This is a genomic window from Brevundimonas sediminis (genome assembly GCF_048799765.1).
Lineage (GTDB): Bacteria > Pseudomonadota > Alphaproteobacteria > Caulobacterales > Caulobacteraceae > Brevundimonas.
Window position 1 is genome coordinate 38,248 of record NZ_JBLYQK010000005.1, and the last position, 26,405, is coordinate 64,652.

Annotated in this window: 21 protein-coding genes; 8 read left to right on the plus strand and 13 right to left on the minus strand. The window is 70.3% G+C overall.

The window, feature by feature from the left end; translation table 11 throughout:
• Together ACLQ7T_RS04705 and ACLQ7T_RS04710 are read left to right on the plus strand one after the other, a co-directional pair.
• Positions 1-894 carry an acetyl-CoA carboxylase carboxyltransferase subunit beta gene (locus tag ACLQ7T_RS04705; protein WP_420478374.1) on the plus strand — a complete coding sequence of 298 codons (894 nt, stop codon included), beginning with the start codon at positions 1-3 and terminating at the stop codon, positions 892-894.
• 66 nt (positions 895-960) lie between these two features.
• Positions 961-2,235 carry a bifunctional folylpolyglutamate synthase/dihydrofolate synthase gene (locus tag ACLQ7T_RS04710; RefSeq protein ID WP_420478375.1) on the plus strand — a complete coding sequence of 425 codons (1,275 nt, stop codon included), beginning with the start codon at positions 961-963 and terminating at the stop codon, positions 2,233-2,235.
• A 67-nt stretch (positions 2,236-2,302) separates the two neighbouring features.
• On the opposite strand, the gene trxA is transcribed toward ACLQ7T_RS04710, so the two are convergent.
• From trxA to ACLQ7T_RS04745, 7 genes are all read right to left on the minus strand, one after another.
• A complete protein-coding gene (gene trxA / locus ACLQ7T_RS04715; RefSeq protein WP_420470240.1) occupies positions 2,303-2,638 on the minus strand; it encodes a thioredoxin in 336 nt (111 codons plus the stop codon).
• 110 nt (positions 2,639-2,748) lie between these two features.
• Positions 2,749-6,192: a double-strand break repair helicase AddA gene (gene addA, locus ACLQ7T_RS04720; RefSeq protein WP_420478376.1), complete on the minus strand. Its 3,444-nt coding sequence runs from the start codon at positions 6,190-6,192 to the stop codon at positions 2,749-2,751.
• Complete coding sequence (addB, locus tag ACLQ7T_RS04725; RefSeq protein ID WP_420478377.1) at positions 6,189-9,263, minus strand: double-strand break repair protein AddB; 3,075 nt, start codon at positions 9,261-9,263, stop codon at positions 6,189-6,191. Before addB ends, addA begins: the two co-directional genes overlap by 4 nt.
• Complete coding sequence (gene murU, locus ACLQ7T_RS04730) at positions 9,263-9,991, minus strand: N-acetylmuramate alpha-1-phosphate uridylyltransferase MurU (RefSeq protein WP_420478378.1); 729 nt, start codon at positions 9,989-9,991, stop codon at positions 9,263-9,265. The genes addB and murU overlap by 1 nt, the downstream gene beginning before the upstream one ends.
• Entirely contained in the window at positions 9,988-11,076 is a 1,089-nt protein-coding gene (gene amgK / locus ACLQ7T_RS04735; RefSeq protein ID WP_420478379.1) for an N-acetylmuramate/N-acetylglucosamine kinase AmgK, read from the minus strand. Before amgK ends, murU begins: the two co-directional genes overlap by 4 nt.
• Entirely contained in the window at positions 11,069-11,545 is a 477-nt protein-coding gene (gene tsaE / locus ACLQ7T_RS04740; protein WP_420478380.1) for a tRNA (adenosine(37)-N6)-threonylcarbamoyltransferase complex ATPase subunit type 1 TsaE, read from the minus strand. The genes amgK and tsaE overlap by 8 nt, the downstream gene beginning before the upstream one ends.
• Positions 11,529-12,389 carry a GNAT family N-acetyltransferase gene (locus ACLQ7T_RS04745; RefSeq protein WP_420478381.1) on the minus strand — a complete coding sequence of 287 codons (861 nt, stop codon included), beginning with the start codon at positions 12,387-12,389 and terminating at the stop codon, positions 11,529-11,531. Before ACLQ7T_RS04745 ends, tsaE begins: the two co-directional genes overlap by 17 nt.
• 143 nt (positions 12,390-12,532) lie before the next feature.
• On the opposite strand from ACLQ7T_RS04745, the gene ACLQ7T_RS04750 reads away from it, so the two are divergent.
• Positions 12,533-14,629, plus strand: a complete 2,097-nt coding sequence (locus ACLQ7T_RS04750) for a prolyl oligopeptidase family serine peptidase (protein WP_420478382.1) — start codon at positions 12,533-12,535, stop codon at positions 14,627-14,629.
• Between the two features lie 71 nt (positions 14,630-14,700).
• Here ACLQ7T_RS04750 and ACLQ7T_RS04755 read toward each other — a convergent pair whose 3' ends face one another.
• Positions 14,701-15,003, minus strand: coding sequence for a hypothetical protein (locus ACLQ7T_RS04755; RefSeq protein WP_420478383.1), 303 nt, complete (start codon positions 15,001-15,003; stop codon positions 14,701-14,703).
• Between the two features lie 178 nt (positions 15,004-15,181).
• Between ACLQ7T_RS04755 and ACLQ7T_RS04760 the strand changes: the two genes are divergently transcribed.
• The 3 genes from ACLQ7T_RS04760 to ACLQ7T_RS04770 all read left to right on the plus strand — a co-directional run bounded on the left by ACLQ7T_RS04760 (position 15,182) and on the right by ACLQ7T_RS04770 (position 19,637).
• On the plus strand, positions 15,182-17,215 hold the full coding sequence (locus ACLQ7T_RS04760) for an AsmA family protein (RefSeq protein WP_420478384.1): 2,034 nt from the start codon (positions 15,182-15,184) through the stop codon (positions 17,213-17,215).
• A 38-nt stretch (positions 17,216-17,253) separates the two neighbouring features.
• A complete protein-coding gene (locus ACLQ7T_RS04765; RefSeq protein ID WP_420478447.1) occupies positions 17,254-18,120 on the plus strand; it encodes an alpha/beta hydrolase in 867 nt (288 codons plus the stop codon).
• Between the two features lie 71 nt (positions 18,121-18,191).
• Complete coding sequence (locus tag ACLQ7T_RS04770) at positions 18,192-19,637, plus strand: AMP nucleosidase (RefSeq protein WP_420478385.1); 1,446 nt, start codon at positions 18,192-18,194, stop codon at positions 19,635-19,637.
• 10 nt (positions 19,638-19,647) lie between these two features.
• On the opposite strand, the gene ACLQ7T_RS04775 is transcribed toward ACLQ7T_RS04770, so the two are convergent.
• From ACLQ7T_RS04775 to ACLQ7T_RS04795, 5 genes are all read right to left on the minus strand, one after another.
• Positions 19,648-20,109, minus strand: a complete 462-nt coding sequence (locus ACLQ7T_RS04775; protein WP_420470229.1) for a phasin family protein — start codon at positions 20,107-20,109, stop codon at positions 19,648-19,650.
• A gap of 26 nt (positions 20,110-20,135) precedes the next feature.
• On the minus strand, positions 20,136-20,885 hold the full coding sequence (locus ACLQ7T_RS04780; RefSeq protein WP_420470228.1) for a creatininase family protein: 750 nt from the start codon (positions 20,883-20,885) through the stop codon (positions 20,136-20,138).
• Between the two features lie 62 nt (positions 20,886-20,947).
• Positions 20,948-21,541 carry a TetR/AcrR family transcriptional regulator gene (locus ACLQ7T_RS04785; protein WP_420470227.1) on the minus strand — a complete coding sequence of 198 codons (594 nt, stop codon included), beginning with the start codon at positions 21,539-21,541 and terminating at the stop codon, positions 20,948-20,950.
• Positions 21,541-23,136, minus strand: a complete 1,596-nt coding sequence (locus ACLQ7T_RS04790; protein WP_420470226.1) for a DHA2 family efflux MFS transporter permease subunit — start codon at positions 23,134-23,136, stop codon at positions 21,541-21,543. The genes ACLQ7T_RS04785 and ACLQ7T_RS04790 overlap by 1 nt, the downstream gene beginning before the upstream one ends.
• 29 nt (positions 23,137-23,165) lie before the next feature.
• Complete coding sequence (locus ACLQ7T_RS04795; RefSeq protein WP_420478386.1) at positions 23,166-24,269, minus strand: HlyD family secretion protein; 1,104 nt, start codon at positions 24,267-24,269, stop codon at positions 23,166-23,168.
• Positions 24,270-24,387: 118 nt separating this feature from the next.
• On the opposite strand from ACLQ7T_RS04795, the gene ACLQ7T_RS04800 reads away from it, so the two are divergent.
• Both ACLQ7T_RS04800 and nth read left to right on the plus strand, forming a co-directional pair.
• Positions 24,388-25,659 carry a flavin monoamine oxidase family protein gene (locus ACLQ7T_RS04800; protein ID WP_420478387.1) on the plus strand — a complete coding sequence of 424 codons (1,272 nt, stop codon included), beginning with the start codon at positions 24,388-24,390 and terminating at the stop codon, positions 25,657-25,659.
• Complete coding sequence (gene nth / locus ACLQ7T_RS04805; protein WP_420478388.1) at positions 25,656-26,399, plus strand: endonuclease III; 744 nt, start codon at positions 25,656-25,658, stop codon at positions 26,397-26,399. Before ACLQ7T_RS04800 ends, nth begins: the two co-directional genes overlap by 4 nt.
• Positions 26,400-26,405 lie beyond the last annotated feature (6 nt).

The following is a 26,405-nucleotide window of genomic DNA, read 5'->3' on the forward strand; positions in this document are numbered from 1 at the left end:
ATGGTCGACAAGAACAAACCTCAGCAGGAGAAGCGCGGCGGCTGGCTGTCCCGCTTCGCCCCCGGCGTCCGCAAGATCGTCAGCCGTCGGGACACGCCCGACAACCTCTGGGTCAAGGACCCGGACAGCGGCGAGATGCTCTACCGCTCGGACCTCGAGAACGCCCTTTGGGTGACGCCTTCCGGCCGTCACATGCGCATCGACGCGCCGACGCGCCTGCGCTTCACCTTCGACGGCGGGCAGTACGAGTCCATCGACACGCCGGACGTGCCCGAGGATCCGCTCAAATTCTCTGACGGCAAACCCTACAAGGATCGCCTGAACGCCGCGCGCAAGGCCGCCGGCCGCAAGGACACCATGGCGATCGGTTTTGGTGAGATCGACGGAACCGAAGCCGTCGCCATCGTCCAGGACTTCACCTTCATGGGCGGATCGCTGGGCATGGCCGCCGGCGAGGCCTTCATCGCCGCCGCCCGCGCCGCTGTCGCGCGCGGCGTTCCGCTGGTCTGCTTCACCGCCGCCGGCGGCGCCCGCATGCAGGAAGGCGCTCTCAGCCTGATGCAGATGGCCCGCACCACCCTGGCCATCCAGGAACTGAAGGCCGCCCAACTGCCCTTCGTCGTGGTCCTGACCGATCCGACCACCGGCGGCGTCACCGCCAGCTACGCCATGCTGGGCGACGTCCATCTGGCCGAGCCGGGCGCCCTGATCGGCTTCGCCGGTCCCCGCGTCATCGAGGCGACGATCCGCGAAAAGCTGCCGCCGGGCTTCCAGCGCGCCGAATACCTCCAGGAGAAGGGCATGGTCGACAAGGTCGTCGCCCGGGGGGACCTGCCCGAGGTCCTGGGTCAGATCCTGTCGATGCTGATGGGCGGGAAGCGCCGGGCCGCGTAAAAGGCGAAATCGGTCGATTTGGACGCGATCCAGCTTGGCCCGGATTGCGCTCAGGCATAGTTGGTCATGGACCCGATCTCCGAACGTCTTCGCGCCCGCCATCCGCAGCGCATCGACCTGTCGCTCGGCCGGATGAGGACCCTGTGCGCGGCGCTGGGCGATCCGCAGGATCGCCTGCCGCCGGTGATCCACGTCGCCGGCACAAACGGCAAGGGCTCGACCGTCGCCCTGCTGCGCGCCATCGCCGAGGCGGCCGGCCTGAAGGTCCACGTCTACACCTCGCCCCATCTGGTCCGCTTCAATGAGCGTATCCGGCTGGCGGGCGAACTGATCAGCGACGCGGCCCTGAGCGCCATCCTTGATCGGATCGAGGCCGTGTCCGGCGAGGCCACGGTGTTCGAAAGCACCACCGCCGCGGCCTTCCTGGCCATGAGCGAGACCCCGGCAGACCTGGCCATCATCGAGGTCGGGCTGGGCGGCGTACTGGACGCCACCAACGTCATCGAGCGCCCGCTCCTCAGCCTGATCACCCCGGTCGATCTGGATCATGCCGAGTTTCTCGGCACGTCCCTGCCCGGAATCGCCCGGGAGAAGGCCGGCATCCTCAAGCCCGGCGCACGCGGACTGATCGCCCGCCAGGCCCATGAGGCCATGGACGCCATAGAGCTCGCCGCCCGGACCGTCGGCGCGCCCCTGACGGTGATGGGCATCGACTTCGACGCCTGGGGAGAACGGGGCGGCCTCGCCTGGCAGGATCAGGAGCGCTTCCTCGACCTGCCCGCGCCGGCCCTGACGGGCGTGCACCAGATCGACAACGCCGGACTCGCCGTCGCCGCCGCCCTGGAACTGGACCTGCCCGAGACGGCGATCGCGGACGGGTTGCGCGCGGTGCGCTGGCCGGCGCGGATGCAACGTCTGACCGCCGGCCCCTTCGCCGAGGCGGCGAAGGCCGCCGATGCTGAAATCTGGCTGGACGGCGGGCACAACCCGCACGCCGCCCGTGCGCTCGCATCCACCCTCGCGTGCCGCCAAGCCGCCGCGCCCCGACCCACGGCCCTCATCGTCGGCATGCTGGGCAACAAGGACGCCGGCGGCTTCTTCGAGGCCCTCCGCGCCTCCGGGGCGACCGTCTTCACCGTCGGCTTCGAGGGGGCGGCCGCCGAACCGGAGGCGCTCGCGGCGGTGGCCAGGGGCCACGGACTCGCCGCGACGCCGTCCGGCACGGTTCAACAGGCCCTGTCGCAGGCGCTCAGGCTCGGCGCCGGCCGGGTGGTCATCTGCGGGTCGCTCTATCTGGCCGGCGAAGTCCTCGGCGCCAGTCCGGAAACCTGGCCGACCTGATCCAGACAGCACAACGCCCGCCCGGAGACCGGACGGGCGTCGGCATGTCAGGCGCCGGTGCGGCGAATCAGCCTTCGGCCTTCACCCCGGCTTCGGCCAGCCATTCGACGATCTTGCCCTTGGGCATGGCGCCGACCTTCATCGACGCCATCTGGCCGTCCTTGAACAGCATCAGGGTCGGGATGCCCTTCACCCCGAGCTTCGACGGGACCATCGGGCTGTCGTCGATATTGACCTTGGCGATGGTGACCTGACCGTTCAGTTCGTCGGCGATCTGCTCCAGCGCCGGACCGATCTGCTTGCAGGGCCCGCACCACTCGGCCCAGAAATCGACGAGGACCGGACGGGACGCCTTCAGGACGTCGGTTTCGAAGCTGTCGTCGGTGACCTTCACAGTGGCCATGGATTGTCTCCTGACGGCCCCGCGCGGGGCCGTGTGTGCAGATGTTCAGCCACTCACCCTAGGGTGATTCCGGCCCGTTGCAGCCGATGTGGGAAGCCCAGACCCGCAAATCAACGGATCAACGCCGTTGCGATCATGGCGTCCGGGACCGGCATCAGCGCCGGGCCGTCGGTCCACACCAGCGCCGCCTCGACCGGCCGCTCCGGATAGAGTTGCCTCAGGATCGAGACATAGACCGCCAGCTGCAGCACATAGGCCGGATCGGCCTCCTCGATCCGGGCGGGGGCCGGCCGGTTGGTCTTGTAGTCGATAACCAGGACCCGTTCCGGCGTCACCACCAGACGGTCCATCCGTCCCGAAACCGCGGTCAGCCCAACCTGTCCGGTCAGGGCGACTTCCGGCCGCGACCCGGGGCCGAACACCGGAGCGAAACGCGCGTCCTCCAGCACCCCAAGGGCCGAGGCGATCATCTCATCCCGTTGGGCGTCGGTGAGGTCCCGTTCACGGGACAGCAGGCGGCGGGCGACCTGTGGCCGGTCCGCCGGGGGCACGTCCGGCAGCCGTTCGAACAGACGGTGGATCAGGTCTCCCCGCCGGAACCGTCCCAGACCGCCGGTCCCGGCAGCCAGCGGCGACGGGGCCGGAATGCGGAGCACCTCATCCATCTTCGACGGGGACGATATCCGCGCCGCGGCGTCCGGCGGCGGCGACAGCCGGCTCCAGGACGGGGCGACGACCGGCGCGCCCGCCGAGGCCCCCAAGGGCGGCAGAATAGCGGGGTCCGCGCCGTAGCGACGAATCCCGTCCACCGTCCTGACCTCCGCCTCGAGCGTCTCGAAGGTCCGGTTCAGAACCTCCCACCAGCTTCCCTCCTCAAAGCCGGCCCTGGCCCTGGCGGAGCCCTTTCCGAGGATGACGATACGATCGCGCGCCCGGGTCAGGGCGACATAGAGCAGGCGGAGCGTCTCCGCGTCGGCGCGCGCCTGCCGGGCCTCCCGCGCCGCGCGCGACGCCTCGCAATCCTCTTTCGAACTGCCCGGACACATCAGCCAGGCCTCCGACCCGTCATCGAGCGCCACCGGCATCAGGGACGGGCCCTGTGCCTTCGCCCGGCTCGTGGTGTCCGGCAGGATGACCACCGGCGCCTCGAGCCCCTTGGCGCCGTGGACCGTCATCACCCGCACCTCGCCGCGCGGCCCTTCCAGTTCCCGCTTCACCTCGACATCGGCCGCCTCCAGCCGGGCCAGGCAGGTCTCCAGATCAATCGCCCCCCTCCCCTCGGCCGCCAACACCTGGTTGAGGGTCTCGTCGATCGCCTCCTCCGCCTCCCGACCGAGCCGGCGCAGGATCCGCGCCCGGCCGGACAGGCCGGTGTCGTCGACCCGGTTCAGGACCGAGGTGAAGAAGGCGAAGGGATCCAGATCGCGCACCGACAGGGCGAAGGCCAGCATGTCCCGCGCCCGGGACCATTCCGGACGTTCCCCTGCCCGGTCGTTCAGTTCCCGCCACAGCCGGCGCCGGTCCGGCCTGGCTCCGGCCAGGGCGAACAGCCCGTCCTCATCCACATCGCACAGCGGGCTGCGCAAAAGGCTGGCCAACGAGAGGTCGTCATCCGGATAGAGGGCGAAGCGGGCCAGGGCGATCAGGTCGTCGAACACGATGTGGGAAGACAGCTTCAGCCGGTCCGCCCCGGCCACCGGCGCGCCGATGGACTTCAGGGCGCGGATGATCTCCTCGAAGGTGGCGTCGCGACGCCGGACGAGGATCAGGAAGTCGCCATAGCCCGCCGGACGCAGCTCGCCGCTGCGGCGATCATGCACGGTCGCCCCCGTCTCGACCTGTCGCCGGATGTGCGCGGCCAGATCGGCCGCCAGCCGCTTCCGGGCCGAGGCGACCGGCTCCTGGTCCACCGGCGCGTCCCAGGCCTCACGTTCAGGCCCCTTGCGCTCCTCATGCAGGGGCCACAGATCGACGCCGCCCGCCTGCCCGGCGCGCATGGCGAGGTGTTCGGGAACGGCCGCAAGGCCCTCCCCGACCAGCGCCGCCGCCTTCTCGGGACCGGCGAAGACCGCGTCGACGAAGGCCAGCACCTCCGGCGTTGAGCGGAAGGATTTGGCCAGCTCCACCCCTTGGAACCGGCCGTTGGCGCCCCGGACCCGTTCATCGTAGCGCTGGGCCTCCTGACGGAGGCGTTCGGGCCGGGCTCCCTGGAAGGAGTAGATCGACTGCTTCTCGTCTCCGACCGCGAAGATGGTCCGGTCGAGACGCTCGCCGGACGCCGGTTCCGGCGTGAAGCGACGACCGCTGTCCCCGGAGAAGAAGTTCTCGGTCAGGGCCTTGAGAATGTCCCACTGCTGGGGCGCCGTGTCCTGGGCTTCATCGACCAGCACATGTTCGATGCCGCCATCCAGCTTGTAGAGCACCCAGGCCGCCGACGCGCGGCGGGTCAGAAGCTCCACCGTCCGGGCCACAAGGTCCCCGAAATCCAGCGCGCCCGTCGCGGCCTTCGCCCGGTCGTAAAGCGCCGCATGGGCCTGGGCCAGGGTCAGGACGTGGATCGTATCGCGCACGACCCTCAGACGGCGCACCTGGTCCAGCGTGGCGACATATTTCATCTGCAGATCGGCCAGCCAGCCCCCGGCGGCCGGCGGCGCCTTGGAGGTCGCCATGACCTTGCGCGGCTCGCCCCCGGTCAGAAACACATCGGCGATGCCGGCGAAGGTCCAGCCCGCCGCCCGCATCCGGTCGGCGCATTTCTGGTCGTTGGTCCCGCCCGTCGCCATGGCCGAGGCCGTCTCCAGCCACTCGGACCGGTCGAGGAACCGCATGAACTCGTCTTCAAGCGCATCCGTCGACTGGCCCGGAGCGGCCCCGACCACCGCATCGGGGCCGGGCGCCCGGCCCTCCGACACCCGCGCGATATAGTCGACCAGCTTGTCCCGATCCGCCTCGATCATCGCCAGAAGGGACTGGAAGGCGCCCCAGTCCAGTTCGACCGCGAAATGGCTGTAGGCCTGCCCGATCGGACCGTCAGCGTCGGCGAGGGCGGCGCGGGCCAGGTCCTCGCGGGCGGCGTGGGACAGGGCCAGGGCCGCCTGATCCTCCAGGACGGTGAAGCCCGGCGTCACCCCCGCCTCGATCGGGAAGCGGCGCAGCAGCTTCTCGCAGAAGGCATGAAGGGTCTGGATCTTCAGCCCGCCGGGCGTCTCCAGCGCCTTGGCGAACAACCTACGGGCTTCCGACAACTCCGGCCCCGACAGGGTCGCCGGGTCACGGCCATCCAGATCGGCCAGCGACTGGGCCAGACCCGCATCGTCCATCACCGCCCACTCGCCCAGCCGATCGAACAGCCGCGCCTGCATCTCGGCGGCGGCGGCCTTGGTGTAGGTGACGCACAGGATCTCCCCCGGCTGCACCTCGCGCAGCAGCAGCCGCGCCACCCGGTCGACGAGGGTCGAGGTCTTGCCGGAACCGGCGTTGGCGGTGACGAAGACCGACTGGCCGGGATCGGCCGCCCGGATCTGGGCCGGGTCCGGAAGAATACGGGCGCTCATTCCGCCTCTCCCCCGGCGTCATCCCCGCCGACGACGTGCCACTCCCACACCCGGGCGAGGTGATCGTAGTTGCCGCCGAAATTGCCCATGTACTGGGGCGCGACCCAGCTGAGATAGGGGGTCTCCTGCTCGTCGAAGCGGGCGATCCTCGCGGTCAGTCCCGCCAGCGCCGCCCCGGACAGGGCCAGGGCCTCCGCGCCCTCGCCACGCACCGCCTTGGCTCCCGCCTGCTTGCGGCCGACCACCCGCACATAGGTCAGTTCCTCGGGCTCGACCGGACCGGAGTCCTTCAGACCGGCCTCGGCCAGTATGGCGCCGGTCAGGGTGAGCTGGGGCGAGAAGCCGGTCTGTACCTGTTTGGGGCTCGGAACGGAGCCGGTCTTGAAGTCCAGCACCGCCGCGCCGGTGGCCGACAGTTCGATGCGGTCCGCCTTGGCGGTCAGGCGGAAGGGCCCGGCGGGGCCCGGGATCAGCATTTCGACCCGTTCCTCGACCCGGATTTCGACGCCCCGGGCGCGACGTTCCGCTTCGAACCCGGCCAGCCATACTGCGGCGTTTCGGGCCAGCGGCGCTTCCCGGGCCATGGCCGCATCCTCGAAGCCCGCGGCCGTCAGCTCCTCCAGCAACAGGGCTTCCAGCTGGTCGGCGCAGTCGTCCGGCAGGACATCCGGCCAGGAGAGGGTGAGCCGCTCGACCGCCTTGTGCACCGCGTTTCCGCGGGCAATGGCCTCCGCCGACTGCCCCGGCCGATCCATTTGTCTCAGGTTCAGGATATATCGGGCGTAGACCGCGTAGGGATCCCGCACCCACCGCTCGACGCCCGTAACGGGCAGCTCGCGCGGCCGCCGCTCCACCGGCGGGCGGGGCGCGGGTCGGGGCGCATAGGCCGGGCGCGGGCTGTCCGGCGCATCCAGCGCCCGGGCCTGCTCGAGCGCCTGCGAGGGACGGGCGATCGAGACCGGCGTCGCCTCCGCGTGCGCACCGCGGGTCAGCATCTCCAGCCGCCACAGCCAGCGTGACTTCACCGCCGGCTGGCCGCCCCGGCGTTCGCAATGGACGAGGATCGCCTCTTCGGCGCCCGCCGCCTGGATGAAGTCCTGCGCCGTCTGACCCAGACGTCGCTCCGGCGGCGGCAGGCCCAGGGTCGCCCGCATCGGCCGGGACAGGAAGGGATCGGTCGGCGCCGCATTGGGCCAGACGCCCTCTTCCAGACCCGCCAGAATCATCCGGTCGGCCCGGACCAGCCGGGCCTCGATGGCGCCCAGGATGCGCAGGCGCGGCTGGTTGGCCCCGCCCGTCCGCACCGTCTCATCGGCCAGCAGACTGTGCACCAGTTCGGCGAACTCCGGCCGCTTCACCGGCCCGAGCGACGGCCCGCCCTCGATCAGCCCCGCGATCAGGGCGGCGGCGGCCTCGCCGTCCGGCCCCGCCCAGGCGTCCTGCCCCGCCAAGGCCTCGATCAGCGCCGCCAGGGCCCTCGCCGCGAGATCCGGCGTCGCCGCCGCGGCGAACACGGTCGAGGCCCCGGCCGACAGGGCTTCCAATCGATCCAGCAGGGCGCGTGCGCCCGCAAGACGGGCCTGCACGGCCTCGGCGACCCTGCGGCCATCCTCCCGCGGCTCGCCTGCGGCGAGCAACGCCCGTCTGGCGCGTCCCCAGTCCCTGAGCCGTGGCCCGCGCAGGGCGTACCGCTCCAGGGCGTTGACCGCCTGACCGAAGTCCAGCGGATCCAGCGGCAGCCGCACCTGGGGATGTTTCAGCAGGCCCAGCAGGGTGTGGGGGTCCAGGGGATCCGCCATGAACCGCGCCGCCAGATCGACCAGCCGACCGGCCGGCATCCGGGCCAGCGGCTGGCCCGAGGAGACGTCAGCCGTCACGCCCCAGCGGCCCAGACGGGCGGCCACCCGCCTCGAGAGGTCCAGGTCCGGCGTCACCAGCGCACAGGTCCGGCCCGGCGTCTCCAGCGTCTCCCGCATCATCAGGGCGATGGCCGCCGCCGCGTCCTCCTCGGCCCGCGCGGTGACCACCGACAGTCCGCGCAGCCCCTCCGCGATCGGGTCGGCCGACTGCCGGCCGGCCGCCTCGGCCCGCAGGCCGCGGATCAGGTTGCGCCAGTCGTCGGTGGCGTCCGCAGGCCGCAGGGCCTCGTTCAGCAGGCGCTGCCGCGCCCGTCCCCTCGACTCGACCGCGCCGTCGACCGCCGGCCTGAACCAGGGCCGCACCGCCTCACGCGCAACCCGCCCGTCCAGCAGGCGCCACAGCGCGTTCTGCGGGTGCTGTTCGTTGTCCCGGAGCCGGGACCAAACGGCGGGGTCCAGATCCAGGTCAAGACCGGGCAGGACCACGCAGCCCCGGGGCGCGTGGGCGACCGCGTTCAGGACATCGGCCGCCGCGGGCGCCGATCCGGTCGAGCCGGCGGCGATCACGGGCTGTTCGGGCGGCCGCTCCCGCCATCGGGTCGCCAGCAAACGCAGCAGCTTCGCCCGCCGCCAGGCCGGATCCACCAGCCCGAGGGCCTCCAGTCGCCGCGGCCATGTCTCGATAGCGAGACCGAGGAATCGCGCCGACTCCTGCCAGTGCTCGGCCAGGTCGCCCTCTACGAGACCGGCGACGCGGCCGATGTCCTCCACCTCCTCCAGGTGGCAGGAATCGAGGAAGCCCCCGAGCGCATCGGCCATCTCCAGCGCCCGCAACGGGGACAGGTCCGGGCGGAACTGCTCGGTGATCATCCGCGCCATCTCGAAACGGCGGGTCAGGGGGGCGATCGCCGGAGGCAGGTCGAGACCGAGGTCGCCGGGCGCGAAGGGCGGCTCATCCTCCTCCAGATCCCCCAGCGGCCGGACCTGCGGCAACAGCACGGGGCGCCCGCCCGCCTGTTTCGTCAGCGCCGAGGTGAAGGCCCGCGCGGCCCGCCGGTTGGGCAGCAGGATGACGGCGTCGGACAGGGTTTCCGGGGGGCGATCGCCCAGCCAGTCCAGCACCCCTGCGGCCAGATCCTCAAGGAACGGCCGCCAGGCTTCCACCGCATACCAGCGCGGCTCCGCTCCGGTGAAGGGGTCGAAGCGCTCCATCAACGCGCGGGGTCCGCCCCGGCCAGCCTCGCCTCGGCCTCGGCCCGCGCCTGGGGGTCACCGACGTGCATCCAGTCGCCCTCCATCACCACCCCGTACAGCCGCCCCGCCGCGGCGGACCGTCGCCAGAACTGGCTCAACGAGAACGGACCGTCCGGTCCATCGGAGACATAGTCCGGCTTGCAGATGTGCACCCCCATATAGGCGAAGGGCGCCGACGGAGCCTCGCCGCGGAAGGTCAGTCGTCCGTCCTCACCGAGGAAGAAGTCACCGTCGCCCTCGAACCCGACGGAGCCTTCGCGCGTCGCGAGAAGAAGCGCGGCATCCATGATTGACGGATTCCACAGCCGGGCGAGTTGATTCAGGGCGTCGCCGCGATCAACCCAGACGCTGTCGATATTGGCCACGAACACGGCGTCGTCACCCAACAGGGGCGCAGCCTTCTTCAGCCCGCCGCCTGTCTCCAGCAGGGTTTCCCGCTCGTCCGAGATGACAATCGCCGGCCCCCGTCCCCGGGCGGCCAGATGGGATTCCAGCCGGTCGGCGAACCAGTGCACGTTGACGACGGCCGTCTCCACGCCCGTATCGGCCAGACGGTCCAGCACATGGTCGATCAGGGCCCGTCCGCCGACCTCGACCAGCGCCTTGGGCCGGTCATTGGTCAGGGGCCGCATCCGGGTGCCCAGCCCCGCGGCCAGCACCATCGCGGTCTTCGGCGCGTCGGTCATTTGCGGCTGGACTCCGGCACATGGGCGTCGAACCAGTCCGCGACCGTCTCGAGGCCCGGCGACTTCAGATTGGCGTTCAGGTGCGCCCACATGCGCGGCATGAAGGCGCGGTAGCGCGGCTTGCCGTCGCGCACGATCAACCGGGCGAAGACGCCCAGGATGCGCGCCTCGTTCAGCGCCGCCAGACCGGCGTAGTCGCGCATGAACTCGGACCGGTCCACCTGCGGGCGGAGGCTGAAATAGTGGTCCAGCGCCTTCGCTTCCAGCGCGGACGAAACATCCCGGCGGGCGTCCTGGAGCAGGGAGTGCAGATCCCAGGACGGGTGGGCTCGCACCGCGTCCTGGAAATCGATCATCCCGACCATGGCCGCGCCGGTCCTGCCCGGCAACCGGATGAGATTTTCGGCGTGATAGTCGCGGTGCGCCATGACGCTGGCCCCCGCCGCGCCCCGCTCGACCACCGGCCGCCACGCCTCGCGCCAGGCGGCGATCGCCGCGGCGTCGAAGGCCAGGGCCGGGTCCAGCTTCGGCATCCATTCGACGAACAGATCGGCCCCGCCCTGCAGCGCCGTCTCGTCGTAGACCAGCAGGGGCCAGTCGCCCGCCGCGCCCGTCAACTGCTCCGGGGTCCCCGCGTCATGCAGAACCGCCAGCGCCTCGACGGCGGCCAGATACAGCGGCTCCTCCGCCTCCCCGGCCTCGATCACCCGCGCGAACAGGGCGTCGCCGAAGTCCTCCAGCACCGCCAGACCGGCGGGCGCATCGACCGCGACGATATCCGGCGCGGACAGGCCCAGGCCCTTCAGATGCGCCGCCACGGCGGCGAAGGCTTCAATCCGGCCGGCCGACAGGCGCGCGGTCGCGTTCCAGCCGGACGCCAGCCGCTGCTCGGGCGTCCATGACGGTTCCGCCGGCGGGCTCTCGGCCGAGGCCGCCTGATCCATCAGCATCAGGGATCGGCCGTCCGGGGTGGTCAGCCGCTCGTAGCGACGCGTCGACGCGTCTCCGGGCAGGGGCGCGCGCCTGGCCTCCGCCAGACCCGCTGCCGCGAGGAACGCCAGACGCCGGGCTTCACGATCAGACATGCAGGTCCTTCAGCTTCCCGTTCCAGGCCCCGGCGCCGGACAGTTTCGCCTGCCGTCCTTCGCCCTGTTCGGACAAGGTCACAACCAGACGATCCGGCCCCAGCCAGGCGCCGGGATCATCCCCCAGCCGCTCCGGCCATTCGATGACCGCGCAGCCCTCGTCCAGCGCCTCGTCCAGCCCGATCTCCGCCGCCTCGTCGGGACGGGTCAGGCGATAGAGGTCGAAATGAGCCACCGGCGGTTCGCTGTCGTAGAACTGCACAAGGGTGAAGGTCGGCGACGGCACATCCTCGTCGGGCGTGGTCAGGGCGCGGATCAGGGCCCGCGCCAGGGTCGACTTGCCCATGCCCAGCGGCCCGTAAAGCAGCACGGACTCGCCGGCCGCAAGCCGCGGGGCGATCGCCGCTCCCAGCCGTCCGGTGGCGTCCGCGTCGGTGAGGATCAGGGTCAGCTCAGGCAAAATCGGCATCCGGCTGGCTCGGCAGGACCCGTTCGGTGAAGGCCTTGAGCGCATAGGTCGCCTTGGCCGCGTCGATGTCCAGCCGCGACGGGGGGATCGGCTTGCCCACCTTCATCTGGAAGGCCGTCCGCCGTTTGTTCAGCAGTTCATGGAACAGGGTGATGTCCCTCAACTCCCGGGAAAACCGGTCGAACCAGTGGAACAGGCGCGAATAGGGACCGGCGACATGGATCGGCACTACCGGCGCCTCATATTTTCGGGCCAGGGAGGCGGCGGTCGGCGCCCACTCCGGATCGGTGACCGAGCCGTCCTTCGCGATCCGCGCCAGACGGCCCGCCGGGAACATGACCACGCAGCGCTCGGCCTCGAACGCCTCCTTCGCCGCCTGCAGGGTCGCCCGGGTCTTCTCGCGGGTGCGCTTGTCGTGAACCCACTCCACGGGAATGACCACCTCGCCCAGCCGCGGCGACACCCTCAGGGCGTCGGCGTTGGCGAAGAAGACGGCGTCCGGTCGCCGCGCCTTGATCGCATCGAAGACGGCGATCCCGTCGGCGATCCCGGTCGGATGGTTGGCCACCACGATACACCGCCCCGTCGCCGGTATCCGGTCGCCGTTCAGCACCGAGATCTTCAGATCCAGCAGGTCGCTCATATAGGCCAGCGCCCCCGCGCCGGAGAGCGGCTTCACCGCATCCGCCATCCGCACAGCCTGCCGATAGTTGAGCAGCCGATACAGCAGGGGCCGGGCCAGCGGCCAGACAGGCGACCGGGTCAGACGCGGAGCGCGCTCGGCGATCAGCACGTCGCAGATGTGCGGCGGGCGTGAAACAGACGGGGTCTCGGCGGCGATCATGCGACGCCGGTTGTCGCCGCTCCCGCGCAGGACGGCAAGCGGCTTGGCGCGCCCATCGCACGCCTTTGTGAGTACAGGCGGCGGCGCTTTCGCCCGCCCGCCCCCGGTGCTACGCCAACCGGCGAAGACAAAGGAACCTGCCCATGCGTCACCGCTCCCTGCTTTCCTGCGCCGTCGCCGCCATCGCGCTGGCGACCGCCGTTCCCGCCCTGGCCGAGGCGCCCGCCGCCGCCCCGGCGCCGGCGGCGACCCAAAACCGGCAGGCCTTCGACTACACCGCCATGATTTCGGCCAACCGGCTGGGCGATCCCCAGGTGTCGCCGGACGGCCGCTGGGTCGTCTATTCGGTGACCACCACGGACGTGGCCGCCAACCGCCGCGCGGGGGCCCTGTTCATCCAGGACCTGCGGACCCCCGGGGAGGGCCGCCGTCTGGCCATCAATGAAGGCGGCGCCAACACCGCCCGCTGGGGCTCGGACGGCAAGCTGTACTTCCTGTCGGGTCGCTCGGGCTCCAGCCAGGTCTGGCGCGCCGAGGCCGACGGAACCGCCCCGGTTCAGGTGACCGCCCTGCCGCTGGACGTGAACGCCTACCGCCTCAGCCCCGACGCCTCGAAGGTCGCGGTGTCGCTGGCGGTCTTCCCGGACTGCGCCGATCTGGCCTGCACCGTGGATCGCAACAAGGCCGTGGCCGACGATCCCTCGACCGGCCAGGTCTATGACCGGATGTTCGTGCGGCACTGGGACACCTGGAACGACGGGACGCAGAACCATCTGTTCGTGCTGAACACCGACGGATCGGGCCAGCCGGTCCACGTGACCCGCGGCTTCGACGGCGACACCCCCTCCAAGCCGTTCGGCGACGAGAGCGAATTCACCTTCACCCCGGACAGCCAGGGCATCGTCTTCTCGGCCCGCGAAGCCGGCAGGTCCGAGCCGTGGAGCACCAATTTCGATCTCTATCAGGTCGCGATCTCGGCCCCCGGCGAATTGACCAACCTGACCGACGCCAATGACGCCTGGGACACTGGTCCGGTCTATTCGCCGGACGGCAGGACCCTCGCTTACCGCGCGATGGCCCGCCCGGGCTTCGAGGCCGACAAATACGCCATCTTCCTGCGTGATGTGGCCACCGGCCAAACCCGGCAGGTTGCGGCCGACTGGGATCGTTCGGCGGACTCCCTGCAGTGGTCGCGCGACGGCCGCACCCTCTATGTCACGGCCGGCGATGTCGGCCAGACCCGCCTGTTCGGCATCGACCTCCGCCGCGGCTCGGTCACGCCGATCACCGGCGACGGCCACGTCTCGGCCTTCCAGCAGACCCCCTCGGGCTTCGTCTTCGCCCAGGACAGCCTGACCCGTCCGAGCGAGCTGTTCGTGAAGACCTTCCGCGGCCGCGAAATGCCCGCGCGGATCACCAATGTGAACCCGCAACTGGACAACCTGGCCTTCGGCGAGGCCGAGCAGTTCACCTTCGCCGGCTGGAACAACGAGACGGTCCACGGCTACGTCATCAAGCCCGCCAACTACGTCGAGGGGCGGAAGTATCCGGTCGCCTTCCTGATCCACGGCGGTCCGCAGGGCTCGTTCGGCAACAGCTGGTCCTACCGCTGGAACCCCGGGACCTACGCCGGCGCCGGCTACGCCGTCGTCATGATCGATTTCCACGGCTCGACCGGTTACGGCCAGGCCTTCACCGACTCGATCAGCCAGCACTGGGGCGACCGCCCGTTCGAGGACCTGCAGAAGGGCTGGGCCGCCGCCCAGTCGAAATACAGCTTCCTGGACGGCGACAACGCCTGCGCCCTCGGCGCCTCCTACGGCGGCTATATGATCAACTGGATCGCGGGCAACTGGCCGGGCGAGTTCAAATGCCTGGTCAACCACGACGGCGTCTTCGACATCCGCGGCATGGGTTACGGCACCGAGGAGCTGTGGTTCACCGAATGGGAGTACGGCGGCACCCAGTACGAAAATCCGCAGGGCTACGAGCAGTTCAACCCGGTGAACCACGTCGCCAACTGGCGGGACCCGATGCTGGTCGTTCAGGGCGACCTCGACTACCGCATTCCCACCGCCCAGGGTCTGTCGACCTTCACGGCCCTGCAGCGTCGCGGCATCGACAGCCGCCTGCTGTTCTTCCCGAACGAGAACCACTGGGTGCTCAAGCCCGCCAACAGCGTGCAGTGGCACAACGAGGTGTTCGGCTGGCTGGACAAGTACCTGAAGCCGACGAACTGATCGCGGCCCCGGGCCAAAGAGAAAGGGCGCTCCCGCCGGGAGCGCCCTTTTTTCGTACCGCGCCCCTTTGGTCAGCGGGCGCGGGCGTTCGCCGATCGGCTCATCAGGCGGGCATGCTCCGTCGCCGTAATGCAGCGCGGGGTCGACCAGGTCGGGTCGGTCGGGCGCAGGGCCTGCACCTCCCGGGCCGTGATGAAGACCGGCGCGGCGCCATGCTCGCGAGTGAAGGCGCGGCGGGTGGCGGCGTCGGTGGCGCAGACCATGACCGGACGGGCCGGGGCGGCTTGCTGCTCGGTCTCCGCCGCGGCGACCGGAAGGGCCGACAGGGCGGAAGCGGCGACCGCGAGGGCCGCAAGGGCGCGAATTGCACGCATGGGATTTCCTCCAGAACGCCTGAAATGCTCAGGACTCGGAGCGATTAATGCGCGAACGGCGTCTTTTGTAAATGTTATATGACGTTTCAGAGTATGAAATTTTACATTCGCCGGCCGGCCGCCGTCTGAGCCTTTCGGGCCGTTCGCGCGTTCAGGAAGCTCCACGGAGCCCTGGTGCGTGCACAACCCGCTGAAAAACAACCCGATCTGGCAGAAGCTTCGCGATCTGGACCTGCGATCCGCCGGCCGTCGCCTTCGCCGCCAGGCCGAACACGCCCGGGTTGCGATCCTCAATTGGCGTCCGGGCCGCAGGACCCGGATCGCGGCCGGCGTGGCGGCGGGCGTGACGTTCGCCGTGGTGCTCTTCCTCGCCCTGTTCGACTGGAACCTGCTGCGCGGACCGATCGGCCGGTGGGCGTCCGCCCGCTACGATCGCCAGATCGAGCTGAACGGCGACCTGGACGTCAGGCTGATCAGCTGGACCCCCTCCGTGCACATCCGGGACCTGCGGATCGGCGGGCCGTCCTGGGCGCGGGACCGCGACACCCTGCGGGTGGCCGACTTCCAGGGCTCCGTCCGGCTCCTGCCCCTGCTGATCGGCCGGATCGAGGCGCCGCTGGTCTCGATCACTCGCCCCGAGGTCGTCCTGATCGCCACCGATGACGGCCGGCGCAGCTGGCAGCTCAATCCGGACAAACCCGACGACGGCAAGGGGATGAACCTGCCCCCGATCAACCGGTTGATCATCCGCGACGGGACCGTCTCCCTGGACGAGCGGCGCCGTGGAATCCGGATGGAGGCCACCGTGTCCGCCCGCGAAGGGTCGGACGGCGATGCGGGCTTCCGCCTCGACGGGCGTGGCACGATCAACGACACCCCCCTGACCCTGACCGTCGCCGGCGGCCCCTTCATCAATATCCGCCGGGATCGCCCCTACGGCTTCCGCGCGAGCCTTACGGGGGTCGGGTCCCGGCTCGAGGCGCGTGGTTCGATCACCCGTCCGTTCGATTTGGGACAGTTTCAGGCCACCCTGAGCCTGGAGGGCCGCGACCTGGCCGATCTCTATCTGTTGACCGGCATCGCCCTGCCGAACACGCCGCCGTACCGGCTTTCGGGCGCCCTGACGCGCGACGAGGCGAAATTCAGCTTCACCGGCTTCAACGGGCGGGTCGGCTCGTCCGACCTGTCGGGCGATCTGACGGTGGACAAGCCCGGCGACCGTCGCCGGGTGGATGCGGTGCTGCATTCCAATCTGCTGGACATCGACGACCTGGCGACGGTCCTCGGCGGCGCCCCCACCGTCACCCCGGCCGGGAACACCGTCGTGACGTCCGGCCGCCCCGGCCGTCTCCTGCCGGACGCGCCCCTGGCGGTCGACCGGCTCCGGTCCATGGACGGAACGCTGAAATACACCGCCGCCCGGGTGAAGCGGAACGAGCTCGACATCCGCAAGGTCGAGCTGGGCGCCGGTCTGAACGGCGCAGTCCTGGATCTCGACCCGGTCGCCTTCACCTTCAACCGGGGCGAACTGCGGGGGACCGCGCGGATCAATGCAACCCGCGATACGCCGTACAGCACGGTCGACTTCCGCCTGCGCGGTTATCCGCTGGAGTCGATCATTCCGGCGCGAGGCGGCGGCCCGACGGTGACCGGCAGCGCCCTGGGCCGCGCCCGTCTGGAAGGGCCCGGCGCCTCGATCCACGACTTCGCCGCCGCCTCGAAGGGGCAGATCACCGTCGTGGTGCCCCAGGGCCGCATGCGGTCCGCCTTCGCGGAGCTGCTCGGCATCAATGCGACGGCGGGGCTGTTCCGCCTTCTGGGCGGCGACGACTCCTCGGTCCCCATCCGCTGCGGAGTCGCGGACTTCCGGGTCGCGGGCGGGACGGCCACGGCCGAGACCTTCGTCATTGACACCGAGCCCGTGCTGGCCCGGGGCGCCGGCGTCATCGACCTGGACGCCGAGACGATGAACCTGCGCATCGACGGCGAGACCAAGGAGGCCCGGCTGGTCCGGTTGTGGTCGCCGATCGTGGTGCAGGGTCCGCTGACCGCCCCCCGGGTCGGGGTCGATACCGGTTCGGTCATCGGCCAGACCGGGCTGGCCGGCCTCCTGGGCGCCGTGGTCAATCCGCTCGTCGCCCTCCTGCCCTTCGTCGACCCGGGCCTGGCGGAGGACGCCAACTGCGGGGCCCTGATCGCTTCCGCCCGCTAGAAGGCCGGCCGACTGGTCCACGGCGGGCGATCGTGCGTATGTGGGATATGACCCGACGCGGCCTCCTCGCCCCCGCTCTCGGCGCCCTCGTCGCCGCCTGTTCCCCGCTGGGGCTGCTCAACAGCCTGGGCCCCCGGGACGGAGGCGTCCGGCGGGTGGCGCGAGACCTCGCCTATGGTTCGCTCCCCCGCCAGACGCTCGACATCTGGGCGCCGACCGGGGCGACCGATCGCCCCTGGCCGGTTCTGGTCTTCTTCTACGGAGGCGGCTGGTCGGACGGGGACAAGGCGCTTTACGGCTGGGCCGCCCAGGCCCTGGCGGCGCGCGGCTTCCTGGTGGTCGTCCCCGACTACCGACTGGTCCCCGATGTGCATTTCCCCGCCTTCATCCAGGACGGCGCCGAGGCGACGGCCTTCACCGGGCGGATCGCCGCGCAGTACGGCGGGGATCCGGCCCGGCTGGGTGTTCTGGGCCACTCCGCCGGCGCCCACCTCGCCCTGATGATCGCCCTGGACCGGCGCTACATGTCCGCCGCCGAGGCCCCGGGCCTGATCCGCGCCGCCGCGGGCCTCGCAGGTCCCTACGACTTCCTTCCACTCGACGTCCCGGCCTCGATCAACGCCTTCGGCCGCGCCCCGGACCTGACCCTGACACAGCCGGTCAGCTTCGTGCGACCCGACGCCCCGCCCCTGTGGCTGGGCCACGGGACCGCCGACACCGTGGTTCACGCCGAGGACACCACCATCCTGTGCGAGCGGATGCGCGCGGTCGGCGGGCGGTGCGAGGCGAAGCTCTATCCCGACCTTTCGCACGAGGACCTGATCGCGACCTTCTCCCCCCTGTTCCGCCGCAAGGCCCCGGTGCTGGACGACGTGGTCGCCTTCTTCCAGCGCACGCTCGGCTGACCGTCACACGCCGTAACCGGTGTTCAGCGGGGCCGTCTCGCCAACGTCACGGTCTTCCGTTAAGGGAGGCCATGACAAATACGATGACAGCACAGGCGGCGCTGGACCGCCTCGAAACCCTCTACGCACAATCCGTCGCCAATCTCCGCGACGCGGTGAAGACCTTCCTCGCCACCGGCGAACGTCCCGACATCGACGAACGGAACAACGGCCTCTTCGCCTATCCCGAACTCCGGGTCAGCTGGTTCGGCGACCGCCCCCAGGGCCTGCCGATCCGCGCCTGGGCCCGCCTGTCGCGCCCTGGCGTCTATTCGACCACCGTCACCCGGCCGGAACTCTACCGCTCCTATCTGCAGGAGCAGCTGACCCTGCTCGAGCAGGACTACGGCGCCACCTTCGACGTCGGCCCGTCCGAGCAGGAGATCCCCTTCCCCTACGTGCTGGACGGCTCGGACGTGGTGCTGGACGCCACCATGACGGCGGCCATCGCCCGCTACTTCCCGACCACCGACCTGGCCCACATCGGCGACGAAATCTCGGACGGTCTGTGGGACGCCGAGGACGAGTTCCCGCTGGCCCAGTTCGACGGTCTGCGCACCGACTTCTCGCTGGCCCGCCTGCGCCACTACACCGGCACCCCGGTCGAGGACGTCCAGAACTACATCCTCTTCACCAACTACAACCGCTACGTCGACGAGTTCGTCCGCTGGGCGCTGGAGCAGATCAAGGATCCGAACAGCATCTACGAGACCTTCTCGACCTCGGGCGGGGTGGTGGTCACGCGGGATACGCCGAATCCCGAGGCCGTCGTCGCCGACGCCGCGTGGAAGAAGCACCAGATGCCCGCCTACCACCTGACCGCGCCGGGCTGGAACGGGATCACCCTGGTCAACATCGGCGTCGGCCCGTCCAACGCCAAGACCATCTGCGACCACTTGGCGGTCACCCGCCCCCACGCCTGGATGATGATCGGCCACTGCGGCGGCCTGCGTCCGTCCCAGACCATCGGCGACTATGTCCTGGCCCACGCCTATCTGCGCGAGGACCACGTTCTGGACGCCGTCCTGCCGCCGGACATCCCCATCCCCTCGATCGCCGAGGTCCAGCGCGCCCTCTATGACGCCGCCAAGATCGTCTCGGGCGCGCCCGGCGAGGAAGTGAAGCGTCGCCTGCGCACCGGCACCGTCGTCACCACCGACGACCGGAACTGGGAGCTGCGCTATTCCAAATCGGCCCTGCGCTTCAACCAGAGCCGCGCCGTCGCCATCGACATGGAAAGCGCCACCATCGCCGCCCAGGGCTACCGCTTCCGCGTGCCCTACGGGACCCTGCTGTGTGTCTCGGACAAGCCGCTGCACGGCGAGATCAAGCTGCCGGGTCAGGCCAACCGCTTTTATGAGGGCTCCATCTCGGAACACCTCCAGATCGGCATCCAGGCCGTCGACCTGCTGCGCGCGGAGGGCAACCGCCTGCACTCCCGCAAGCTCCGCGCCTTCGACGAGCCGCCCTTCCGGTAAGGGCCGGCCGCTACTTCCTCAGCCGTTCCGCGTTGGCCACCGCCGCCGCGTGGATCGGCTGCAGGGCGTCGGTCTGAAGCTTCAGCATCGCCGCGCCCATGGCCCAGCCCTGCTCCAGGGTCCGGGTCCAGGCGTCGGCGGCCCAGGCGCTGTGGGCGGCCACCATCTCCGTCGGGGTCTGTGAGCGCAGCACCGCCTCCAGGGCCCGGCCCGCGGCCGCGGTTTCCCGCGCGGCGACCGACTGGGCCGTCTGGGCCAGCACCGCCGCGCCGTTCAGCCCGATCCGGGCCGATTTCGTCATGGCGTCCAGCTTTTCGGACCCCATCAGGGTCAGTTCGGCCAGATCCGCCTTCGCCGGATCGGCCACGGCCTCGGCCATGATGGTCAGCCGCCGGGCGATCACATCGCCCGAGGCTTCCAGAAGTTCCTGTCCGGCGCGGGCGGCCCGCGCGGCCTCGTCGATGGGGCTCATGCCGTGACGGTGCGCCCGGTCCCGCCTTACGGCAAGACCTCCGCCGAAAAGTCGGCGACGTCCTGTAGCAATCCCGGCACAGCCGCATCGATGATGGTCCGGCCGTGCTCGGGGCTGGCCAGGGCCGGGTCCGAGCCGATCCGGCCGTCCGGGAAGCGGGCGCGATAGTCCAGCGCATCACGGATCGGCCCGACCGGCGCGATCTTCGGCGCATAGTCCGCCGTCTTGATGCGGTCCGGATAGGCGGCCTGGGTCACCGCGATCTCCGACGGGGTGGCGTGCATCCCGTGCCCGACCGGGAACAGGCGGTTGCACAGGGGGGTCACCCCGGGCAGGTCCCACCAGTTGCGCAGCTTCAGCACGAAGGGCGGACGCTCCTCGACAAACGACCACTCGGCGTAGATTTCGGCGAAGGTCGCCTCGATGGTCGCGACATTCCCGCCGTGGCCGTTCAGGAAATAGATGCGCTCGAAGCCGTGGCGGCTCAGCGAGTTCACCCAGTCGGTGATCGCCGCCATGAAGGTCGACGGGCGCAGGGAGATGGTCCCGGCGAAGGCCAGATGGTGCTGGGCCATGCCGATGTTGAAGGTCGGGGCGACCACCAGCTGCTCATCCGTCGCCTCGGCGGCGTGGGCGATGATCTCGGGGCAAAGCCAGTCGGTGCCCAGCAGACCCGTCGGCCCATGCTGCTCGTTCGAGCCGATCGGCACGACCACCGTCTTCACGGACTTCAGCCGGGCGTCGATCTCGGGCCAGGACGACAGGTGCATCAACATGGGGCGGTACTCGCAATCGGGAACCCGGCCGGTCTACACCCTTATCGTCCGTGCGGGGAAGGTCAGGGGGCGAAAGCCCGGATGAACCGCCGCGCCGTCTCCCGCGCCCGCGCCTGGATGTCGAACGCCGGATGGGGCACGCCCAGGACCCCGCGCAGATGACCATGTCCCAGCGTCATGCCGGCGAACATCTCGGCCGCCGCGTGGGGATCGGGAACCGACAGGGTCTTCGCGGCGTCCTGCTCCGCCAGCCAGACGGCCAGACGCCTCAGCCCCTCGGCCGGCCCCGCGTCATAGATGGCCCGGGCGATGTCAGGAGTATGCGGGGACATCAGGGCGACTCCCCGCATCGAGGCCCGGCCGTCGCCGCCGCAAATCTTTTCCAGCAGGCCGGCGGCCATGGCCGTCAGGACCGTCTCCGGATCGCCTCCGGACCGCAGGGGCGCGCTGATCGCGTCCGACCGCCGGGCCGCCAGCGCCCGTCCGATCTCGGTCTTGGACGGGAAGCGGTTGTACAGCGTCTGGCGCGAGACCCCCGCCTGCCGGGCGATCGCCTCCATCGACACGGCCGCGCCCTTCTCGGAGAAAAGCGCCAGCGCCGCCTCCAGGATGGCCTCGGTCTTGGCCGCATCCACCTGTCCGGGAACGCGGGGCATCAGTGGGCGTCCGAGGCCACGGGCGGCGCGCCCGGCTGCGGCTTCACCGGCTTGGCCAGCAGGGTGACGAAGGCGGCGAAGGCGCAGCCGATCGCCAGCATGGCGAAGGCGTCGCCGAAGGCCAGGGTGGTCGCCTGCCGCTGCAGCATGCCAAACACCGCCTTCATCGCCGACCCCGCCGGATCGATCGAGCCGGCGAACCGCTCCTGCATGCCCGCCAGCAGCCCCTGCATGGCGCCGTTGGTGTTCTGGATGTTCTGCGTCAGCTCGCTCATGTGCAGGGCGGTGTTGCTGGTCAGGGAGGTGTTCAGCAGGGCCAGGCCCACCGCGCCGCCCACGTTACGGAACAGGTTCACCAGCCCCGAGGCGTTCTTCACCATGTGCGGCGGAAGGGTCGACATGGTCACCTGCTGCGAGGCGATCATGGCGATCATCACACCGACGCCGCGCAGGGCCTGGACGCCCGCGAACTCCCAGAAGCCCCACTCGCTGGTCACCGCATGGGCGTCCCACATGCCCCAGGCGCACATCATGAACCCGCCGAACATCAGGATGCGCGGATCAACCAGCCGCACCAGTCGCCCGGCGAAGGGACCGGTGGCGAACATCGCCAGACCCGAGACGACCATGGTCGTGCCCACCTCGGCCGCCGAATAGCCCCGCACCCGGCCCAGGAAGAGCGGCAGCAGGAACGTCCCGCCGAACAGGGCCAGGCCGACGGTGAAGGTCATCACCACGCCGACGAAGAAGTTGCGATTGGCGAAGGCCCGCAGCTCCACGATGGGATTGTAGTAGGTCAGGGTGCGCCAGACGAAGGCGGGCCCGGTCACGGCGGTGACCACGGTCAGCAGCAGGATCTCCTCGTCCGCGAACCAGTCGTTCTTGGCGCCCTCCTCCAGCACGAACTGCAGGCTCATCAGGAAGGTCGCCATCAGGGCCAGACCCAGCCAGTCGAACCCCTTCGCCAGCGACGGGTCGCCCTTGTCGAAATTGGCGTAGCGGCTGACCAGGAACAGCACCAGCAGACCCGGCGGCACATTGATGAAGAACAGCCAGCGCCAGCTGAGCTGCTCGGTGAGGTGCCCGCCCAGGGTCGGGCCGATGGTCGGCGCCAGGGTCACGATCAGGCCCATGATCACGCTGGCGGTCACGCGCTGCGCCGGCGGGAAGGCGGTGAAGGCCACGGCGAAGACGGTCGGGATCATCGCCCCGCCGACAAAACCCTGGATGGCCCGGAAGAAGATCATCTGCTCGACCGAGGCGGACAGGCCGACGGCGACGCTCATGACCAGAAAGCCGGCGCAGGACAGCAGGAAGACCTTCTGCGTCCCCCACAGCCGCGACAGATAGCCCGACAGGGGAATCATCACGACCTCGGGGATCAGATAGGCGGTCTGGATCCAGCTGATCTCGTCCGCGGAGGCGCCCACCCCCGCCTGGATCTGCGGCAGGGAGGAGGCAACGATCTGGATGTCGAGAATGGCCATGAACTGGCCGATCACCATCCCGGCGAAACCGAGCAGGAGGATCGTCCAGTTGACCTGGGGCTCGGCGGGCGCGGAGGCCGCATCCTGCGCGACGGACTGGGACGTCATGGTTCAACCTTCCCCGTTCGGGGCGAAGTTCAGCGCGCGGCGGTCTGGACCGGGGCGGCGGCGGATTCGGCGAAGGTCTGTCCGCCCTCGCTCTTCAGATCGACCTTCACCTCGACCGACAGGCCGGGACGCAGGACCGCGCCCTCGCGGCGATCCACACGGATGCGGACCGGGACGCGCTGGGTGATCTTGGTGAAGTTGCCGGTGGCGTTCTCAACGGGGATCAGGGCGAACTCCGAACCGGTGGCCGGAGCGAAGCTGTCGATGTGGCCGACCAGGGGCTCGCCTTTGAAGGCGTCCGCCTTGATCTCGACCGCCTGTCCCAGCCGCATCCGGTCCAGCTGGGTCTCCTTGAAATTGGCCACCACATAGGTGTCGCCCAGCGGCACGATCGACAGGATCACCCCGCCCGGCCGCACATACTGGCCCACGCGCACGCCGCGGGCGCCGACCACGCCCGACACCGGCGCGCGGATGACGGTGCGGTCCAGCGCGATCCGGGCCTGATCGACAAGGGCGCGGGCCTGGGCGACCGAGGCGACCGACTGCTCCCGGCTCGAGCCGAGAACGCCGGCGGTGCGCTGCTCGGCGGCCAGGGCGGCCTGGGCCTCGGCGACCGAGGCCTGGGCCGTGCGGGCGCTGGCGCGCTCCGTCTCGATCCGCTGCTGGGAAACCCACCCCTGCTCGGCCAACTGGCTGTAGCGGCTGACCTGCTGACGGGCCAGGTCCGCCTGGGCCTGCGCCTGCGCCACCGAGGCGGCGCGGCTGGCGATCATCGCCTGTTCCTGCAGGGCGCGGGCGTCGACATTGCCCACCGCCGCTTCAAGGGCCGCCAGATTGGCCTCGGCCTGGGCCAGCCGGGCCTTGGCGTCGGCGTCGTCCAGACGGATCAGGACCTGCCCGGCCTCGACACGCTGGTTGTCGGCCACCAGCACCTCGACCACATAGCCCTCGACCTGGGGGCTGAGCGAGGTCGTGTCGGCCTGGACGAAGGCGTTGTCGGTGGCTTCCCACCGCTGCTTGCCCTGCCACCAGACGACCCCGCCGACGACGAGGCCAAGGGCGACGACGCCCGCGATGATCAGGGGAAGTCGTTTCTTGACGGCGGGATTGACGGCCATGTCGGAACTCATGCGGGGGGGAGGGTGCGTTAAAGCGTCGCGCATAAATGGACAGTCATGTCCAGAAATCAACTCCCTTGTTTCGGCGCCGCAACACGTCATGTTTCGCGACGTAAGGACTGAGGTTTCCGTGTCACTCCCCGCCTCCGCAGACATCGTGATCATCGGCGCCGGCGCCGCGGGTCTGGCCGCCGCCCGGACCCTTGCAGGCCGCCCCCTGACTGTGGTCGTGCCGGAGGCCCGGGACCGGATCGGCGGACGCGCCTGGACGCTGCCGTTCGAGGGCCAGGGTCTCGACATGGGCTGCGGCTGGCTGCATTCGGCGGACGAGAACCCGCTGGCCGCGAGGGTCGAGCCTGCGGGCCTGACCCTCGACCGCACCCCGCCGCCCTGGCAGAGCCAGGCCTTCAATCACGAGACCAGCGACGCCGAGATCGCCGGATTCCGCGCCGCCTTCGACGCCTTCGACCAGCGCATCGCCGAGGCCGCCGCGCACGGGCAAGAGGGCCCGGCCTCGACCCTGATGGAGCCCGGCGGCCGCTGGAACGGACGCATGGACGCCATCTCCGGGGCCCTGAACGGCGCGCGCTTCGCCGAGGTCTCCATCCTCGACTACGACGCCTATCGCGACACGGGGGTGAACTGGCGCGTGCGCGAGGGATACGGACGGCTGATCGAGACCCTGGGACGTCCCGTCCCGGTCGTCACCGACTGTCCGGTGCGCAGGATTGATCACACCGGCCCGGCGCTGAAGCTGACGACGGATCGGGGCGGCATCGAGGCCCGGACAGTGATCGTCACCGTCCCCACCGACCTGATCGCGCGGGAAACGCTGACGTTCGACCCGCCCCTGCCCGCCCTTGTGGAGGCCGCCGCTCATGTGCCGCTCGGTCTGGCCTCCAAGCTGCACATGAGCGTGACGGGGGCCGATGACTTCCCCCCCGACAGCCAGCTCTGGGGCCGTACCGACACGGCCGACACCGGCGGCTACCACCTTCGACCGTTCGGGCGTTCGATGATCGAGGGCTACTACGGCGGCGACCTGGCCCGGGGGCTGGAGGCCGAGGGCCAGGAGGGCTTCCACGCCTTCGCCGTCGATGAACTGGTCCATCTGCTGGGATCGGACATGCGCAAGCGGCTGTCGCCCGTGGTCGCGACCCTGTGGGGCGCCGATCCCTGGTCCCGGGGCGCCTATTCCCACGCCCTGCCCGGCCATGCGGGCGACCGGAAAACGCTCAAGGTCCCGGTCGAGAACCGCATCTTCCTGGCGGGCGAGGCCACGGCCGAGGCCTTCTACGGCACCGCCCACGGCGCCTGGATGGAGGGCGAACGCGCGGCGCGGGAGGCGCTGGCGGCGCTGGGACTTGATCCCGGCCCCGCGCCCGGCGACGTAGAGGAATGAAGCCGCCCGCGCGCAAGCGTCCGAAGACCCCCGCCCCCAAACGTCCCGCCGTCATGACCGGCGCGGCCATCCCGGTGCTGCGCTGGCCCCCGGACGAGGATCGGGTCGAGACCATCTTCGAGCGCTTGGCGGCCTTCATGCCGGACCCGAAGACCGAGCTGAACTACACCAACCCCTTCACCTTCGTGGTCGCCGTCGCCCTCTCGGCCCAGGCCACCGACGTCGGCGTCAACAAGGCCACCGACACGCTGTTCAAGGTCGCCGACACGCCGGAGAAGATGCTGGCCCTGGGCGAAGAGGGGCTGATCCCCTTCATCAACTCCATCGGCCTGTATCGCGGCAAGGCGAAGAACGTCATCGCGCTGAGCCGCATCGTGCTGGAGAAACACGGCGGCGAGATCCCGCTGAACCGCGAGGACCTGCAGGCCCTGCCCGGCGTGGGCCGCAAGACCGCCAGCGTCGTCCTGAATGAGATGGGTGTCGAACCCGCCATCGCGGTCGACACCCACGTCTTCCGCGTCTCCCACCGGCTGGGGCTGGCCAATGCGGGAACGCCCGACAAGGTCGAGGCCCAGCTTCACCGGATCGTCCCGGAAGACTGGCTGCCCAAGGCGCACCATTGGCTGATCCTGCACGGCCGCTACACCTGCACGGCGCGGCGGCCCAAATGCAGCGCCTGCGTGATCAGTGACCTTTGCCCGTCCCGGGCCGGCCTGCTGGCGCTCGGCGAGGCCGCCTGAGGGCGT